Origin of the sequence: Ekhidna sp., from assembly GCF_039960695.1 — a bacterium.
Taxonomy (GTDB): Bacteria; Bacteroidota; Bacteroidia; order Cytophagales; family Cyclobacteriaceae; genus Ekhidna.
Map to the genome: position 1 here is coordinate 118,429 of NZ_JBDVKP010000019.1, position 16,415 is coordinate 134,843.

The following is a 16,415-nucleotide window of genomic DNA, read 5'->3' on the forward strand; positions in this document are numbered from 1 at the left end:
ATTAAACCATTAAAACAATGATCCGGTTTGTGAAGGAGGTAAAATATCCAAGTGTTTGTAAGCAAGTTCTGTAGCTTCCCGTCCCCGAGAAGTACGTTTGATGTATCCTTCTTGTATCAGAAAAGGTTCATAAACTTCTTCTATGGTCTCGGATTCTTCCCCGCATGCTGTAGCAATTGTACTTAACCCGACAGGACCACCTTTGAATTTATTGATAATAGTGGAGAGAATTCGATTATCCATCTCATCGAGACCATGATCATCTACATCCAGTGCTTTAAGGGCCATTTTTGAAATATCCAATGTTATGGCTCCATCTCCTTTAATTTGTGCAAAATCTCTGGTCCTCCTTAGTAGATTATTTGCAATTCGAGGGGTTCCCCTGCTTCTGCGGGCAATTTCATATGCAGCCTCCTGGTCAATTACTGAATTGAGTATGTCAGCAGACCTGCCAACAATTGTTGTTAGCAACTTGGAATCATAATACTCCAGCCTTGAATTGATTCCAAACCTGGCTCTTAAAGGAGAGGTTAACAGCCCGGATCGTGTCGTAGCGCCAATTAGTGTAAATGGATTTAATTCGATTTGTACAGAACGCGCATTAGGTCCTGAGTCAAGCATGATATCTATCCGGTAATCCTCCATTGCGGAATACAAATATTCTTCTACTACCGGGTTGAGTCGGTGAATTTCATCAATGAAAAGCACATCGTGCGGTTCAAGGTTGGTCAGCAAACCTGCCAGTTCGCTAGCCTTATCGAGGACAGGGCCGGAGGTTACTTTAATGTTTGATTGCAGTTCATTTGCGATAATGAATGAAAGCGTTGTTTTGCCCAATCCAGGAGGACCATGTAGTAGAACATGATCGAGTGGTTCTGTTCGCTGTTTTGCAGCTTCAACGAATATTTTCAAGTTTTCAACTACTTTATGCTGACCAGTGAAGTCTGAAAATGAAAGGGGTCTTAATGCCTTTTCAAATTCTTTTTCTGAGGATTCCATTCCCTCACCGTCTGCCTGTAGATAGTCTTCTCTCATGAGCCTCAAATATAACTCACAAAGCGATTGAAGTGCGATTGAATTAGTTTTGTGATTAGATAAAGACGAATGAATAAAAAGCGACTACTCATTTTTGGCATAGGACTGGCCATCATATTTGTAATTGTCTCATACCTCAGGAAAGATGCTCCTCGGCAACATCATATTGCCGGGCAAACCATGGGTGCGATCATTTACAATGTCAAGTACATTGGCTCACTGCAAGAGGGATTGGATGAAGAAATCGCAGAGGAGTTGGTTTCGTTTAATGAATCGCTTTCCACCTACATCCCTTCATCTGAAATTTCAAGACTTAATGAAAGTGGTACGTTGCGGTATGAGTCTAAGTATTTCTGGCCCGTGCTTGAAAAAAGCAAAGAAATTTTTGAAGCAACAGATGGTACATTCGATCCGAGTATTGGTCCTTTGGTTCAAGCCTGGGGCTTTGGCCCCAACAAGCAGCTTCCTAATCTTGATTCTGCGCAAATTGATTCGCTGAAGTCAATAATTGGCTTTGATAAAGTGAGTTTTGATGAGCAACAAGTAGAATTACCTTCCAATTTTCAAATAGATTTCAGTGCGATAGCGAAGGGATATGCTGTAGATGTTGTTAGCGAATTATTAGAATCAAAAGGGATTGATGATTACCTGGTCGAAATAGGAGGAGAGGTACGCTGCAGGGGTCGAAATGAAGATGATAAACCATGGTCGCTGGGTATAGAAGATCCTACAGTCTCGCAATCAGAACAGCAATTGATGGCTATTGTGAGACTTAGAAATTTATCTTTAGCAACTTCAGGTAATTATCGAAATTATTATGAAAAGGACGGAGAGGTTTATGCTCATATCATAGACCCTCGGACTGGGTATACAGCTAAACATAATTTGCTGAGTGCATCAGTTTTTGCGAATAATTGCATGACCGCAGATGCATATGCAACGGCTTTTATGGTACTTGGACTAGAGTATTCAAAAGAGGTAATTTCCGCTGAAGGTTTGGACGCTATATTAATCTATCGATCAAAAAATGGTATTGAAAGTTTTGTTTCAGAGGGGATTCGACCATTTTTGGAGATGAACACCGCTACAGGGAATTAAAAAAGTAAATAAGTAGTTAGAACCCTTGTAAAGTTGACAACCTAAACCCTACATGCTTCTTACAATAATCATTCTAATCGCATGCACACTTATAGGGGGCTTGAGCTTGAACCTCATCCCCGGAATGCGAAAGAACCTGAGGCTACCACTCATTTTTGCCGGTTCCTACTTATTTGCTATTACCATCATTCACATTATTCCCGAACTGTTTTCTGTAAGTGCAAATCCATCTAAAATCGGATTGTTTGTTTTGGTGGGATTTTTTATGCAGCAGTTTCTCGAATATTTTTCTTCCGGAGTAGAACATGGACATGTGCATACGAATAAGGCGGTATCGACTAGCGGAAGATTTTCAATTATCACTGCCTTAATGATTCATTCACTTTTAGAAGGAACTTTACTAACACATGATTCACCATTTCATGAAAAACACGAGTCGTATTCTTTATTGCTTGGAATCGTATTGCATAAAATGCCAGCTGCCTTCGCTTTAATGGCAACTATGCAGGGCTTAGGGAAAAGAGCGGTTTACCTGCTGATTCTATTTAGCCTGGCATCTCCAATTGGTCTCTTATTAAGTGACTTTGTGTTGTTATCACAAGAAGCTGTTCTCATAGTTTTTGCAGTCGTTTGTGGGAGTTTTCTCCATATTTCTACCACCATTTTTGTGGAAGCGAGCCCTGAGCATCATTTTGGATTAAATAAGATACTGATAAGTATTTCGGGAGCATTGCTTGCCATTCTGGTAGAGTTTATGATTTGATTCCCAAGGAGAGAAATAATATTTTTTCTACCTTTCACCCATGCGAATCTTGCTACTTTCAGCTTTAATCATAATGCCCATTCTTTCACAAAGCTGGGGTTTTTTCGCTCATCAAAAAATCAATAGGCTAGCAGTATTCACCTTACCTCCGGAATTGATTGGGTTTTATAAGGAGAATATTCAGTACATCACGGAAAAAGCAGTAAATCCGGATATGAGGCGATATGCCGTGAAGGAAGAGGCGGCCAGACATTACATAGATGTAGATGTCTATGGGGATTCAGCGGTTTATAAGATGCCGCGTTACTGGAGTGAGGCTGTTGAAAAATACTCAGAGGATACCTTACAAGCATACGGTATCGTGCCCTATCATATAAATAGAATGTCTTTTTGGTTGATTAAAGCATTTCAGAATAAAGATGCGGCTCAAATTCTGAGACTTTCTTCTGATGTGGGCCATTACATAGCGGATGCGAATGTTCCGTTGCACACTACCGAAAATTATAATGGTCAGTTAACCAATCAATACGGAATCCATGGATTTTGGGAGTCGAGGCTTCCAGAGCTTTTTTTTGAGAATTATGATTTGCTTTCCGGCAAAGCTGAATACGTTGAGAATTTGCAATTATATGCATGGGATGCGGTAGTGAAAGCTCATGAAGCGCTGGATTCTGTTTTTATGTTTGAGAAACAACTTACAAGGCGCTATCCTGAATCAAAAAAATATGGATATGAAGAAAGAGGTAATGCGACAATCAGAACCTACACATTTGATTTCTCTTCCGATTATCACAGAAGATTGAATGGGATGGTCGAAAGAAGAATGAGGGCTTCAATAAAAATGGTTGGCGACTTCTGGTTTACGTGTTGGGTTAAGGCAGGGCAACCGGATCTAGGTCAAATCATGAATGGTATAGAGCTTCAAGACTCAGTGTTTGTGGTGAGACCAGAGGTTAAACTAAGAAATCATGAAGCTGGAATAAATAATTGACCTAGACAATTAGGTTAAGAAGATCCGATCGATCATTTAAATACTCCCCAAAAAACTGTTTCTCTTTCATTCGTTCCATGAGCACCGAGAGGTCTCGTTTATCCTTTAGCTCTATACCCACCACAGCAGCACCTGTTTCTCTGGAGTTCTTTTTGGTGTACTCGAAATGAGTGATATCATCTTTAGGACCGAGTATGTCCGCTACAAATTCTTTAAGTGCACCTGCTCGCTGTGGAAATCGTACAACAAAGTAATGCTTTAACCCCTTGTAGAGTAACGCCCGTTCTTTGATTTCTTCCATGCGGGTGATGTCATTATTGCTACCGCTTACCAGGCATACTACATTCTTCCCTTTGATTCTATCGGAAAGTTGATCAAGCGCTGAGAGTGTAAGTGCTCCTGCTGGCTCGACAACAATCGCATCTCTGTTGTACAATTCGAGCATGGTTTCACAAATCTTTCCTTCATGCACGATCAACATCTCATCAATCACTTCTTTACATATTTCAAAAGTGAGATCACCCACTTTTTGAACTGCCGCTCCATCCACAAATTTTTCAATGTGATCTAAAGCGATATTTTCACCATTCTCCAGGGATGTTTTCATAGAAGGAGCTCCCGCAGGTTCTACACCGATTATTTTAGTGGCAGGAGAAAGTGTTTTGATTACACTACCCACACCAGCCGCAAGTCCACCACCTCCAACTGGTAGTAGTAAATAATCGATTGCTTCATGTGATTGTTCTATTAATTCAAGGCCTATTGTGCCTTGTCCTTCGATCACTTTTGGATCATCAAATGGATGAATGAATGTAGTATTACTTTTTCCGCAAAATGTAAGAGCGTTTTCTTTGGATTGATCGAAAGTGTCTCCTATTAGCCGGATTTCAACGTACTCCTTACCAAACATTCTAACCTGTTGCACTTTTTGCAAAGGAGTGGTTGAAGGCATAAATATCACGCCATGCACTTTAAGTTTTTGACAGGAAAGCGCTACTCCCTGAGCATGATTTCCTGCACTCGCACACACCACTCCAGAAGCCAATTCTTTTGACGATAATGAACGCATTTTATTATAAGCTCCCCTGATCTTGTAAGATCTCACAGATTGCAAATCCTCACGCTTCAGCAAAATAGTAGCCTCATATTGCTCTGAGTAATTGAGGTTAGGCAACAAAGGTGTAAGGCTAGCTACTTCTTTTAAGTAGCCGGCCGCCTTTTGCACTTCATGAAGAGAGATGTGTTGAGTGGTTGCTTGCACTAATTATTTGTTTTCAGGTCTAAGCTTGCGGACAGCTGCACCAGCCTTCCACATTTCTGATTCACTAAGTTCTTTGAGTTCTCTCTCAAGTCCCACACGATAATCATCTCTCTCATTAGCCTCAATTGTGATCTTTGCTTCATTTGCAGTGGCCACACTTTCATAGAGATCATCAAAAACCGGATATACGGCATCTCGGAATTTTTTCCACCAGTCTAGTGCTCCTCTTTGAGCAGTGGTGGAGCAGTTGGCATACATCCAATCCATTCCATTTTCTGCAATAAGCGGATATAAGGATTGTGTGGCTTCTTCTACAGTTTCATTAAAAGCCTCAGAAGGAGAGTGGCCTTTTTTTCTAAGTAAATCGTACTGAGCAGCAAATAATCCTTGGATTGCCCCCATAAGACTACCTCGCTCACCGGTTAAATCACTATATACTTCCCTTTTGAAATCAGTCTCAAACAGGTACCCTGAACCTACTCCAATTCCCAGAGCTATTACCCGATCTCTAGCTTTACCTGTAGCATCCTGATGGATCGCGAAAGAAGAATTCAAACCCTTTCCCGCAACGAACAGTCTCCTGAGCGAAGTGCCAGATCCTTTTGGAGCTACAAGAATCACATCTACATCATGAGGAGGAATGATGCCAGTCTGATCTTTATAAGTAATGCCAAATCCGTGAGAGAAGTAGAGCGCTTTTCCTGGAGTAAGATTTTTTTTGACTGTTTCCCACTGTGCAATTTGTCCTGCATCTGAGAGGAGGTATTGGATGATACTACCTTTTTCACAGGCTTCTCCAATTTCAAATAGATCTACACCTTCTTTGAATCCATCTTTTTTAGCTTTTTCCCATGATTGACCTCCTTTTCTTTGACCTATGATAACGTTAAAGCCATTGTCTTTCAGATTGAGTGCCTGACCGGGACCTTGCACTCCATAACCTATAATAGCGATGGTCTCATCTTTTAATACTTCTCTTGCCTTTTCCAGGGGAAATTCTTCCCGGGTAACTACTTCTTCTAGTGTTCCTCCAAAATCAATTTTTGCCATGTCTCTATTTTTATTCGTGTTAAAATTCTTTGATACTTAAAGTGTTAGACTGTGAGGTTTCCAATTCTTGAATGAATGCCTCAGTTCGCCTTTTAGATTTAGAAATTGCCACTCTACCAGAGCGTGCAAATTCCAGGATGTCATAAGGCTTCAGGATTTCATACAATTCATGTGTTTCTTGCTTGGTGCCTGTCTTTTCTATTACAATCTGATTTTCCTCAATTGCAATAATCTTAGCTCCATACTGTCTTATGAGTTTCTCTAAAAGCCCGTTTCTCTGAAATACCTCAAGGGAAAGTTTATATAGGGCTATTTCCTGATAGTAGATCTGATCTTCATCATATAGGAAGGCACCCAATACATCTACTAGCTTGCGAATCTGTTTGATAACTTTTTCTAAATCTGATTTGCTAGCCGTGGCTGCTATGGTATATCTACTCACGCCCTCAACTTCAGTAGTTGAAACATTGAGGCTATTTATGTTGATCTTTCTTCGGCTCAGAATGATTGTGAGCTTATTCAAAAGACCTGGTTTATTCTCTGTCAAAACAGATATGGTATATTCTATAGGCTCCATTAGTCCAGTCTTATTTTGGATACACAACTTCCTGAAGGGACCATGGGAAATACATTTTCCTCTTTTTCTACCACAACTTCCAAGAGACTCGCGCCTTCTGGATTTAGCCACTGATTAAATGCGTCATCCAAATCTTCTCTTTCGTGTACTCGTTGCGAAGGAATTCGATAGCCCTCAGCAATCTTTATAAAGTCAGGGTTATCCATCTCAGTAAATGAATATCTTCTATCAAAAAAGAGTTGTTGCCACTGACGTACCATTCCTAGAAAACTATTGTTGAGAATTAGAATTTTTACTCCTATTTGATATTGCATGATTACTCCCAATTCTTGTATGGTCATCTGAAATCCACCATCTCCTATGATTGCGATTACTTCACGATTTGGTTTGCCTATTTTGGCACCAATTGCAGCAGGTAAACAAAACCCCATAGTTCCTAATCCACCTGAAGTGATGTGACTTTTGACTTGATCAAACTTGTAATATCTACCCGCCATCATTTGATGCTGACCCACATCCGTTACCACAACTGATTTTCCATGAGTTTTTTCAGATAGCTTATGAATCACCTCTGCCATGGTCATCAATTTGGATTTAGGCTGAATTGATTTCCTAATTGCCTTATCCATTTCAACCATATCACATTCGCGGAATTCTTTAAGCCACTCATCGTGAGATTTTTTGTCTACTAAAGGAAGTAGTGATTGAAGAGCTTGCTTGGCATCTCCATTGATGGCCACATCAGCGGGAATGTTCTTGTTAATCTCTGCTGGGTCCAATTCAATATGAATCACTTTTGCTTGCTTGGCATAAGTATTCACATCTCCGGTTACTCGATCATCGAATCGCATTCCAATCGCGATAAAAACATCACATTCATTGGTTTTTAGATTGGGTCCATAGTTTCCATGCATTCCGGTATAGCCTACATAGAGTGGGTGCCTAGTTGAAAAAGCAGATAGACCAAGTAGGGTAGAAGCTGCAGGAATACCTGTTTTTTCTATGAACGCTTTAAGCTCTTTTTCAGCTCCTGACAGAATCACTCCTTGGCCAAAGAGGAGATAAGGTTTCTTTGCTTTATTTATTAGCTCTGCAGCAGCTCTCAGTGGTTCTTCGTTTAACTCTGGATATGGCTGGTAGCTTCTAATTCTCTCGCATGGTTCGTAAGTAAAGTCAAAAAAAGCTTGCTGTGCATCTTTTGTGATATCGATCAATACAGGTCCCGGGCGTCCGGATTGAGCGATATAGAAAGCTTTGGCAAGTGCCTCTGGGATTTCTTCTGGTCTTGTTACCTGAAAATTCCACTTTGTGACGGGCATAGATATACCTATGATATCCGTTTCTTGAAATGCATCACTGCCAAGCAGGTGACTCGCTACTTGTCCTGTGATACAAACAATTGGTGTTGAATCAATTTGAGCATCAGTTATTCCTGTAATGAGGTTTGTAGCACCAGGGCCAGATGTTGCAAGGCAAACACCCACCTCCCCGGAGCTTCTAGCAAACCCCTGAGCCGAATGGATGGCTCCTTGCTCGTGTCGCACAAGTACGTGCTTCAGTTGAGCTTCATAATCATAAAGTGCATCGTAAACAGGCATAATCGCACCACCTGGGTAACCAAAAATTGTATTTACTCCCTCATTGATAAGGCATCTCAGAATCGCTTCAGAGCCTGATAGTCTTTCTGATTCTACTTTCTTTTTTGAGTTTTTTACTAGTACTTCCATATCAATAATCTGTTATGCACCCTTGAGATGCGGATGAAACCACCTTGGCGTATTTGTACAAGACTCCTCTATCTACTTTTAATGAAGGGGCTTTCCAGTTGGCTTTCCTTTTCGCTAACTCTTCATCACTTATTTCCAATCGAATACTTCTTTTTTCGGCATCTATGGTAATGGTGTCACCGGTATTTACAAGCGCAATGGCTCCTCCTTCTTGAGCTTCAGGTGAGATGTGACCCACGACGAATCCGTGTGTTCCTCCTGAAAATCTACCATCAGTAATTAGAGCTACTTCTTTACCTAGACCCGCTCCCATAATGGCAGCAGTGGGTTTTAGCATTTCAGGCATACCTGGACCTCCTTTAGGACCTTCATACCGAATAACTATCACATCGCCTTTCTCTATATCTCCATTCTGGATGCTATCATTTGCCGAATACTCCCCGTCATATACTTTCGCCTTACCCGTAAATTGTAGGCCTTCTTTTCCGGTGATCTTGGCGACAGCTCCTTCTTCAGCCAGGTTACCATGCAGAATCTGGATGTGACCTGAAGATTTTATTGGTTGATCTATAGGGTGAATAATCTTCTGGTCAAAAGAAAGGTCAGGAACTGTAGAAACATTCTCTCTGAGCGTATTTCCTGTCACTGTCATACAGCTACCATCTATCATACCTAGCTCAATAAGATATTTTAGAACGACAGGCATTCCACCCATTTTATGAATGTCCTCCATCAGGTATTTACCGCTTGGCTTTAGGTCAGCTAAAAAAGGCGTAAGATCACTTATTCTTTGAAAATCAGAAAGACTAAAGTCTACTCCGGCTGCATCGGCAATAGCTAGAAAATGTAATACGGCATTTGTGGAACCGCCGAGGACTGTTAGTAGGGTCACGGCATTTTCTATGGATGTTTTTGAAACTATATCTGACGGTTTCAAATCTCTTTCGAGAAGCGTCATTATACATTCACCGGCCTTTTCACTTTCACTAATTTTTTCCTTCCCTACAGCAGGATTAGAAGAATTGTAAGGCAAGGACATTCCCAGAGCTTCAATGGCAGAAGCCATCGTATTTGCTGTATACATACCTCCGCAGGCTCCAGCTCCAGGGCAGGCATTTTCAATTACCTGTTGGAATTCCTCTTCCTCAATTTTTCCCGATACTTTCTCACCCCAGGCTTCAAATGCTGAAACTACATCTAGCTTTTTATCATTTACACAGCCGGAAGCAATCGTTCCTCCGTAAACTAATATTGATGGGCGATTTAATCTTAGCATTGACATCAATGCTCCTGGCATATTCTTATCACAACCAACTACGGTGACCAGGCCATCATAGCTCATACCTCTCACAACAGTTTCCATCGAGTCGGCTATCAGATCACGAGAAGGGAGAGAATAGCGCATGCCGGGGGTTCCCATTGATATTCCATCACTTACACCAATTGTGTTGAAGATCAATCCATTTCCACCAGATGTATTTACTCCTTTTTTTACATGAAGAGCAAGATCATTTAAGTGCATATTGCATGGATTCCCTTCGAAACCTGTGCTTCCAATACCTACCAATGGTTTTTTAAGATCGTCCTTGCTCAAACCAATAGCATGCAACATGGCCTGTGCTGCTGGTTGTGAGGGATCCTGTGTTACTACTTTGCTGTATTTGTTTAGTTCTTTCATAAAAAAGTATGAAAAAACCCTTCTCTTTTCTGAGAAGGGTTTTGATTATATATCAATACACTTCTCAATTCATATTTGAATAATAATGACGTAGAAGAGGATAATATTTATTGATTGCCTGCGCATGGAAAAATGTTTGGTTTAGATGATACAATTTAGAGACACGTTGGCTGGATCAGTTTTAATCTTAAGTTCTCCTTTTTCTTCGATGTACCACGCTAGTACATCTCCAATTTTAGAACATGGACTTGCTTCTTTATCTGCACTGAGATCTTGTGTCACAACATCATTGGCCAGTGCCCATTTAATCCCATTCTTTATCATGTCGGCTTCTTGAAATAGACCAAAATGCTCATACATCATTGCCACAGAAAGTATGGCAGCCATAGGATTAGCAATGTCCAGACCTTGAGCTTGTGGATAAGAGCCATGAATGGGTTCAAACAAGGCAACTTTCTTTCCAACTGAAGCAGAAGGAAGCATACCTAACGATCCCGTGATAACACTCGCAAGGTCTGAAATGATATCTCCGAACATATTTTCAGTAAGTATTACATCAAATTGGCCTGGGTTGAGAACAATTTGCATAGCGGCATTGTCCACAAACAAATAATCGACTTCAACGTCCGGATATTCCTGGCTAATCTCTTGGATAACTCTCCTCCAGAGTCTTGAGGTTTCGAGTACATTGGCTTTATCAACAAGGGTTAACTTTTTTCTCCTGGCAGCAGCAGCTTCAAAGGCCTGATATGCAATTCTGCTAATTTCTTTGTCTGAATACTCGCAGAGATCTGATGCAATCGTCTTATCCTCGGACAACTTCTTCTCCCCGAAATAGATACCACCTGTAAGCTCTCGATAGATTACAAAATCAACATCTTTCAGCAGGGTGCTTTTGAGAGGTGAAACATTGAAAAGCAGATCATAGGTACTAATTGGACGAATGTTTGAAAATAATTCCAGAGATTTCCTCAACTTCAATAGCCCTTGTTCGGGGCGAACAGGAAGATTCGGATTATTGTCATATTTTGGATCGCCAATGGCTCCAAGAAATATGGCATCACTGGATAGGCACTCTTTAAGAGTTTTGTCAGTCAGTGGGGTTCCATGCTTGTCAATACTAATTGCACCAAAATCAGCTTCTTTTAATTCGAATTTATGATCAAATGATTGATTGATTGCATTGATTACTTTCAATCCTTGATCTACAACTTCAGGTCCAATGCCGTCTCCGGGCAATATTGTTATTTTCTTCTTCATGAGCTTAAACAGGAATGCTTCTTTGGTTTTCGTAGGCTTGTATTTCAGGCCTGAGATTGATTAAGAATTCTGTTTCATCCATTCCTTGCATCAAGCATTGTTTTTTGAATGGGTGAATGTCAAAAATTTGTCTGAGGTTAATATCATCGCACGATACCTCCTGACTTTCCAGGTCAATTTCTATCGTCACATTGGCGGAATCCAATGACTTCTGCATCAGCTGATCTACGGAGGTCTTATCTAACTCAATTGGCAGAATGCCATTGTTATAGGCATTTCCTTTAAAAATATCAGCAAACTGGGTAGATATGATTGCTTTAATGCCATAGTCGGCCACAGCCCATGCAGCATGTTCACGACTTGAGCCACAACCAAAATTGTTACCGGCGATTAAGATTTGTGCTGAGGATCTTTCAGGCTGGTTTAGAATAAATTCTGGATTAGAATCTCCATTGTCCAAATATCTCCAGCTGTAGAATAGATTTTTACCATAGCCGAGCTTATCCACTTGTTTCAAAAACTTAGCAGGTATTATCTGATCTGTATCGATATTACTGATAGGTAGCGGTATGGCTTTTGAGCTAATTTGCATCGAGAAATATGGTTGGGTCCGTGATTTTTCCAGTTAAAGCCGAAGCAGCTGCAGTCAGCGGACTTGCCAATACAGTGCGAGCACCATCTCCTTGTCTTCCTTCAAAATTTCTATTAGAGGTTGAAACACATAATGAACCCGAAGGAATTTTGTCGTCGTTCATTGCCAAACAAGCTGAGCAACCAGGCTCACGAAATTCGAATCCACTATCTCGAAATATTTGATCAAGATTCTCTTCTATTGCCTGAGAGCGTACTTTCATTGATCCAGGAACTACCCATGCATTTACGCTATCTGCTTTTTTCTTGCCTCGAATGAGGTTGGCAACTGCTCTAAGATCTTCAATTCGTCCATTTGTACAGCTGCCTATAAATACATAGTCAACCGCTTGGTCTGCTACATTTTCATCTGAGCTGAATTGCATGTATTTCAAGGATTTTTCCGATAGGTGAGGAGCGGCTCCAATTCGTTCATTTAACCTAATACCCGTATCGGGAGCCGTTCCTGTGGTCACCATCGGAAAAATATTTTCTGCACTATAGGTCACAGATTTATCAAATTTTGCGTCTGGATCTGTATTTAATGATGTCCACCAGGATATCTTTTCCTCACTTATTTCTTTTCGTTCTAAAACGTAATCGATTGTGGTTTGATCAACTCCAATAAGGCCGCCACGGGCACCCATTTCAATGCTCATGTTACATACCGTCATTCGCTCTTCCATAGACATTTTTTCAAATACATCGCCAGTATATTCTACAAAGTGTCCTGTTGCACCTTCTGTGCCCAACTTAGATATGATGTACAGGATTACATCCTTAGAAGTAGATCCGAATGGCAGTGTTCCATTTACTTCAATTTTCATTGTCTTAGGTTTGCTAAGTACCAGGCTTTGAGAAGCCAAAACTTGTTCAACCTGAGAGGTGCCAATACCAAAAGCGATCGTTCCAAAAGCTCCATGTGTTGACGTATGGCTGTCTCCACAAACAATCGTCATACCCGGTTGTGTAATTCCTAAATCTGGTCCTATGATGTGAACAATGCCTTGATTTTCATGACCAATCCCGAACAGTTCAATTCCAAATTCTTCACAATTTGTTTTCAAAGAAGCTACTTGAGCTGCTGAGAGCGGATCTCTAATAGGCTTTGATTGATTAACTGTTGGTACGTTGTGATCTGCAGTTGCTACACATCTATTAGGCATTAACACTTTTATGTCACGGTTTCTTAGACCATCGAAGGCTTGTGGACTTGTGACTTCATGTAAAAAATGCTGATCAATGAAGAGCACATCTAAACCATCAGCGATATTTTTCACCACATGGAAATCCCATACTTTATGAAATAGTGTCTTTCCCATCAGGCATATACTTTTACTTTTTTTAAAATATCATGCAGATGCGATTCCTCGATGCATCGGACATTATCAGCTACTTCGAGGAAGTTTTTGTATGCTGCCTTTAAAGCTTCTTTGTCAAGCTCATAGCCAAGTTTTTTTGCGTGAAAATTTAATGCTGCTTTTCCGCTCCTTGCTGTAAGTATAATTTCAGAACCCGTAGCACCAACTTCTTCCGGGTCAATAATTTCGTAGGTTTCCCTGTTTTTAATTACGCCATCTTGATGAATTCCAGATGAGTGGGCAAAAGCATTTGCACCTACTATTGCCTTATTTGGCTGAACTGGCATGTTCATCATTTCTGATACTGTGGTGCTTATCGGAATTATTTTCTTGGTATCAATATTATGAGATACTGGAATATGCTCGTGCTGGTTGATAATCATTACTACCTCTTCCAAAGAAGTATTTCCGGCCCGCTCACCTATGCCATTAATTGTGCACTCTACTTGTCTTGCACCTGCCAATACTCCAGCAATAGAATTTGCAGTTGCTAAGCCTAGATCGTTATGGCAATGAGTTGATATTATCGCCTTATCAATGTTTGGCACATTGTTTACAAGGAAGCTAATTTTTTCTCCAAATTGCTCAGGTAGGCAATATCCTGTTGTATCCGGTATATTGATTATTGTCGCTCCAGCACTAATAGCGGCCTCAACTATTCTGGCTAAAAATTCATTGTCTGTTCTTCCAGCATCTTCTGCGTAGAACTCTACCTCTGCCACTTTGTTTCTTGCGTATTTGACAGCATGTGTTGCACGCGCTAAAATTTCATCTTGGGTAGCATTCAGTTTGTATTTTATATGAGAGTCTGAGGTTCCAATTCCTGTGTGTATTCTTCCCATTGCTGCAGCTTTCAAAGCTTCAGCTGCCACATCTATATCTTCCTCAACAGCTCTGGATAAACCACAGATTGTTGTATTTCTAATGTGCTTTGAAATAAGTGAAACTGACTTGAAATCTTCAGGACTTGAAATAGGAAAACCTGCTTCAATAATATCAACTCCGAGACTCTCTAGTCCAAAGGCAATCTCAAGCTTTTCATCGCTTTTTAATTGACACCCTGGCACCTGTTCTCCATCTCTGAGGGTAGTATCAAATACAAAAAGTTTGTCCATATTCGTCAATCACATTTTTATTTGTGATAGACAAAAGTGAGGTTTAAAGATAAGAGCTTGAAATCTATATTTTTTTTTATTCACTAGTTCAATCTCACTTCTTCTTTTGTAAGTAATTAATTATCAGGCTATTAAAATTTACTAGAAACACTTGTCCAAACAGCTTTCATATCAACTTTATCACCTGATCAAAAGGTTAACTAAAGCCGAAAAGAGACACTTCAAGCTATATGTCAAGAGAAATAGTTCGGAGAAAGAGCCCATTATTGTGAAAATGTTTGATGCTTTTGACAAACAGAATGAGTTTGATGAAGAAAAAATAAGCAAGGTATTTTCTGATTTAAAACCTAATACACTTTCTAACCATCGAGCACACTTGTATGAGCAGCTGTTGTCGAGTATTCGACTATTGCACAACGATGATCCAAGCATTCGAATAAAAGAGCTAATAAGCTATGCAGATGTGTTACACAATAAGGGACTTTATGAGCAAAGTTTAATACAGCTTTCTAGGGCAAAGCAACTTGCAAGTAAAAACAAGATGGATATTCTTAAGCTTGAAATAATTGAGCTTGAAAAGAAGATTGAGACAAGGTATGTAACAGGAAGCACACCTGATCGAGCCATCGAGTTGACTAAAGAATCACAGGAGCTCAGGCATCAATTCTATTTCAGTGGTTCATGGTCTGATTTAGCTCTCAAGCTATATGACTACTATCTAAAATTTGGCCCTGTCAAAGGCAAAGAGCAACAAGAGCAAGTCACTTCACTGTTTATTGAAAATGCTCCAATGCAAGAGAATGCACTAGGCGGGGACACTATTTTTTATTATCAAAGCTATGTTTGGTATTATCATATCATTCAGAATTTTCCACTATGCTACAAGTATGCTAAACTCTGGTGCAATCTATTTGATCAAAATAAAATACTGCTTGAAGACGAGCCTGAGATGTATATTAGGGGGTATCACAATGTGCTCTCTTCCTTGTTCTTTTGCGATGATGTGAAAAGATTTCGTGAAGAGCTGCGTAGGCTTGAGGTGTTTGTTGATTTGAGGAAAGATTCATTTAATGAAAATCAATTGATTCAAGCTTTCACATACCTTGAAACCGGAAAGTTGAATCTATTTTTTTTAGAAGGGAAATTTACAGAGGGAGCCAAGTATTGTGATGTATTTGAAAACAAGCTCAAAGCCTATGAATCTAGAATTGATATTCACAGAAAAATGGTTTTTCAATACAAGATGGCAAGCCTAAAATTTGGGGGTGGTGATTTTCACGGATCATTAAAGCATCTAAATATCATCGTCAATAATCCAGTATCCACGCTTAAAGAAGACATTCAATCTTACGCTCGTTTTTTAAGTCTTATTGTCCACTATGAGTTGGGCAATGATGATCTTGTTTACTTTCAGATTAAATCCACCTACCGCTTCATGCTTAAGTTGAAAGATTTTCAGAAAGTCCATGCAGCAATTTTCAAGTTTTTGAGAAAATCAATTTACATGGATAGAAAATCTTTGATACCATACTTCAAGGAGTTGCGGGAGGAATTACTTGTAGTAATACAGGATAAATTTGAAAGAAGACCTATGCTTTACCTTGATCTTGTATCATGGCTGGAAAGCAAAATTTACGACAGGCCTGTCGAAGAAGTGATTAGAAGTAAAAAGATTGATAAAGGGGCATAAAAAAAGCCAAGGCATAATTATCCTTGGCTCGTCAGGTCTTGCTGGTTGAAAAGACCCTTGATTTTATATTGACATTGCGATAATCGCAAGGTAAGCAAGTGCTAGCGATGCAATCCTTACTAAAGTTCCAGTTTTCACAAACTTTCTAGTTAGTATGGCTGGATCGATATAGTTCACCT

At 40.0% G+C, this 16,415-nt stretch carries 14 protein-coding genes; 4 read left to right on the forward strand and 10 right to left on the reverse strand.

Features of this window, described 5'->3' with window-relative positions; translation table 11 throughout:
* Positions 1 to 9: 9 nt before the first annotated feature.
* Entirely contained in the window at positions 10 to 1,035 is a 1,026-nt protein-coding gene (ruvB, locus tag ABJG98_RS14140; protein WP_348280189.1) for a Holliday junction branch migration DNA helicase RuvB, read from the reverse strand.
* A gap of 69 nt (positions 1,036 to 1,104) precedes the next feature.
* On the opposite strand from ruvB, the gene ABJG98_RS14145 reads away from it, so the two are divergent.
* Genes ABJG98_RS14145 through ABJG98_RS14155 form a run of 3 tightly spaced genes read left to right on the forward strand, consistent with a single transcriptional unit; the run spans position 1,105 to position 3,887 of the window.
* Positions 1,105 to 2,133, forward strand: a complete 1,029-nt coding sequence (locus ABJG98_RS14145; protein ID WP_348280190.1) for an FAD:protein FMN transferase — start codon at positions 1,105 to 1,107, stop codon at positions 2,131 to 2,133.
* Between the two features lie 52 nt (positions 2,134 to 2,185).
* Positions 2,186 to 2,896 (forward strand): zinc permease, encoded by a 711-nt coding sequence (locus tag ABJG98_RS14150; RefSeq protein WP_348280191.1) that lies wholly within the window; start codon positions 2,186 to 2,188, stop codon positions 2,894 to 2,896.
* 40 nt (positions 2,897 to 2,936) lie between these two features.
* Positions 2,937 to 3,887, forward strand: coding sequence for a zinc dependent phospholipase C family protein (locus ABJG98_RS14155; protein WP_348280192.1), 951 nt, complete (start codon positions 2,937 to 2,939; stop codon positions 3,885 to 3,887).
* A gap of 1 nt (position 3,888) precedes the next feature.
* On the opposite strand, the gene ilvA is transcribed toward ABJG98_RS14155, so the two are convergent.
* The 9 genes from ilvA to ABJG98_RS14200 all read right to left on the reverse strand — a co-directional run bounded on the left by ilvA (position 3,889) and on the right by ABJG98_RS14200 (position 14,546).
* Positions 3,889 to 5,148, reverse strand: a complete 1,260-nt coding sequence (ilvA, locus tag ABJG98_RS14160) for a threonine ammonia-lyase (protein WP_348280193.1) — start codon at positions 5,146 to 5,148, stop codon at positions 3,889 to 3,891.
* Positions 5,149 to 5,151: 3 nt separating this feature from the next.
* Positions 5,152 to 6,198, reverse strand: coding sequence for a ketol-acid reductoisomerase (gene ilvC / locus ABJG98_RS14165; protein ID WP_348280194.1), 1,047 nt, complete (start codon positions 6,196 to 6,198; stop codon positions 5,152 to 5,154).
* 19 nt (positions 6,199 to 6,217) lie between these two features.
* Positions 6,218 to 6,775, reverse strand: coding sequence for an acetolactate synthase small subunit (gene ilvN / locus ABJG98_RS14170; protein WP_348280195.1), 558 nt, complete (start codon positions 6,773 to 6,775; stop codon positions 6,218 to 6,220).
* Complete coding sequence (ilvB, locus tag ABJG98_RS14175) at positions 6,775 to 8,502, reverse strand: biosynthetic-type acetolactate synthase large subunit (protein WP_348280196.1); 1,728 nt, start codon at positions 8,500 to 8,502, stop codon at positions 6,775 to 6,777. The genes ilvN and ilvB overlap by 1 nt, the downstream gene beginning before the upstream one ends.
* Before the next feature lies 1 nt (position 8,503).
* Positions 8,504 to 10,180 (reverse strand): dihydroxy-acid dehydratase, encoded by a 1,677-nt coding sequence (gene ilvD, locus ABJG98_RS14180; protein ID WP_348280197.1) that lies wholly within the window; start codon positions 10,178 to 10,180, stop codon positions 8,504 to 8,506.
* A 141-nt stretch (positions 10,181 to 10,321) separates the two neighbouring features.
* Positions 10,322 to 11,440 carry a 3-isopropylmalate dehydrogenase gene (leuB, locus tag ABJG98_RS14185; protein WP_348280198.1) on the reverse strand — a complete coding sequence of 373 codons (1,119 nt, stop codon included), beginning with the start codon at positions 11,438 to 11,440 and terminating at the stop codon, positions 10,322 to 10,324.
* Positions 11,441 to 11,444: 4 nt separating this feature from the next.
* Positions 11,445 to 12,032: a 3-isopropylmalate dehydratase small subunit gene (gene leuD, locus ABJG98_RS14190; protein WP_348280199.1), complete on the reverse strand. Its 588-nt coding sequence runs from the start codon at positions 12,030 to 12,032 to the stop codon at positions 11,445 to 11,447.
* A complete protein-coding gene (gene leuC / locus ABJG98_RS14195; RefSeq protein WP_348280200.1) occupies positions 12,022 to 13,392 on the reverse strand; it encodes a 3-isopropylmalate dehydratase large subunit in 1,371 nt (456 codons plus the stop codon). Before leuC ends, leuD begins: the two co-directional genes overlap by 11 nt.
* A complete protein-coding gene (locus ABJG98_RS14200) occupies positions 13,392 to 14,546 on the reverse strand; it encodes a 2-isopropylmalate synthase (protein ID WP_348280201.1) in 1,155 nt (384 codons plus the stop codon). Before ABJG98_RS14200 ends, leuC begins: the two co-directional genes overlap by 1 nt.
* Positions 14,547 to 14,697: 151 nt before the next feature.
* On the opposite strand from ABJG98_RS14200, the gene ABJG98_RS14205 reads away from it, so the two are divergent.
* Positions 14,698 to 16,236 (forward strand): hypothetical protein, encoded by a 1,539-nt coding sequence (locus tag ABJG98_RS14205; protein ID WP_348280202.1) that lies wholly within the window; start codon positions 14,698 to 14,700, stop codon positions 16,234 to 16,236.
* Positions 16,237 to 16,415 lie beyond the last annotated feature (179 nt).

Bases quoted from the DNA above. Each gene is read 5' to 3' on its own strand.
- ruvB (WP_348280189.1), bottom strand. From the start codon at position 1,035: ATGAGAGAAGACTATCTACAGGCAGACGGTGAGGGAATGGAATCCTCA.
- ABJG98_RS14145 (WP_348280190.1), top strand. From the start codon at position 1,105: ATGAATAAAAAGCGACTACTCATTTTTGGCATAGGACTGGCCATCATA.
- ABJG98_RS14150 (WP_348280191.1), top strand. From the start codon at position 2,186: ATGCTTCTTACAATAATCATTCTAATCGCATGCACACTTATAGGGGGC.
- ABJG98_RS14155 (WP_348280192.1), top strand. From the start codon at position 2,937: ATGCGAATCTTGCTACTTTCAGCTTTAATCATAATGCCCATTCTTTCA.
- ilvC (WP_348280194.1), bottom strand. From the start codon at position 6,198: ATGGCAAAAATTGATTTTGGAGGAACACTAGAAGAAGTAGTTACCCGG.
- ilvN (WP_348280195.1), bottom strand. From the start codon at position 6,775: ATGGAGCCTATAGAATATACCATATCTGTTTTGACAGAGAATAAACCA.
- ilvB (WP_348280196.1), bottom strand. From the start codon at position 8,502: ATGGAAGTACTAGTAAAAAACTCAAAAAAGAAAGTAGAATCAGAAAGA.
- ilvD (WP_348280197.1), bottom strand. From the start codon at position 10,180: ATGAAAGAACTAAACAAATACAGCAAAGTAGTAACACAGGATCCCTCA.
- leuB (WP_348280198.1), bottom strand. From the start codon at position 11,440: ATGAAGAAGAAAATAACAATATTGCCCGGAGACGGCATTGGACCTGAA.
- leuD (WP_348280199.1), bottom strand. From the start codon at position 12,032: ATGCAAATTAGCTCAAAAGCCATACCGCTACCTATCAGTAATATCGAT.
- leuC (WP_348280200.1), bottom strand. From the start codon at position 13,392: ATGGGAAAGACACTATTTCATAAAGTATGGGATTTCCATGTGGTGAAA.
- ABJG98_RS14200 (WP_348280201.1), bottom strand. From the start codon at position 14,546: ATGGACAAACTTTTTGTATTTGATACTACCCTCAGAGATGGAGAACAG.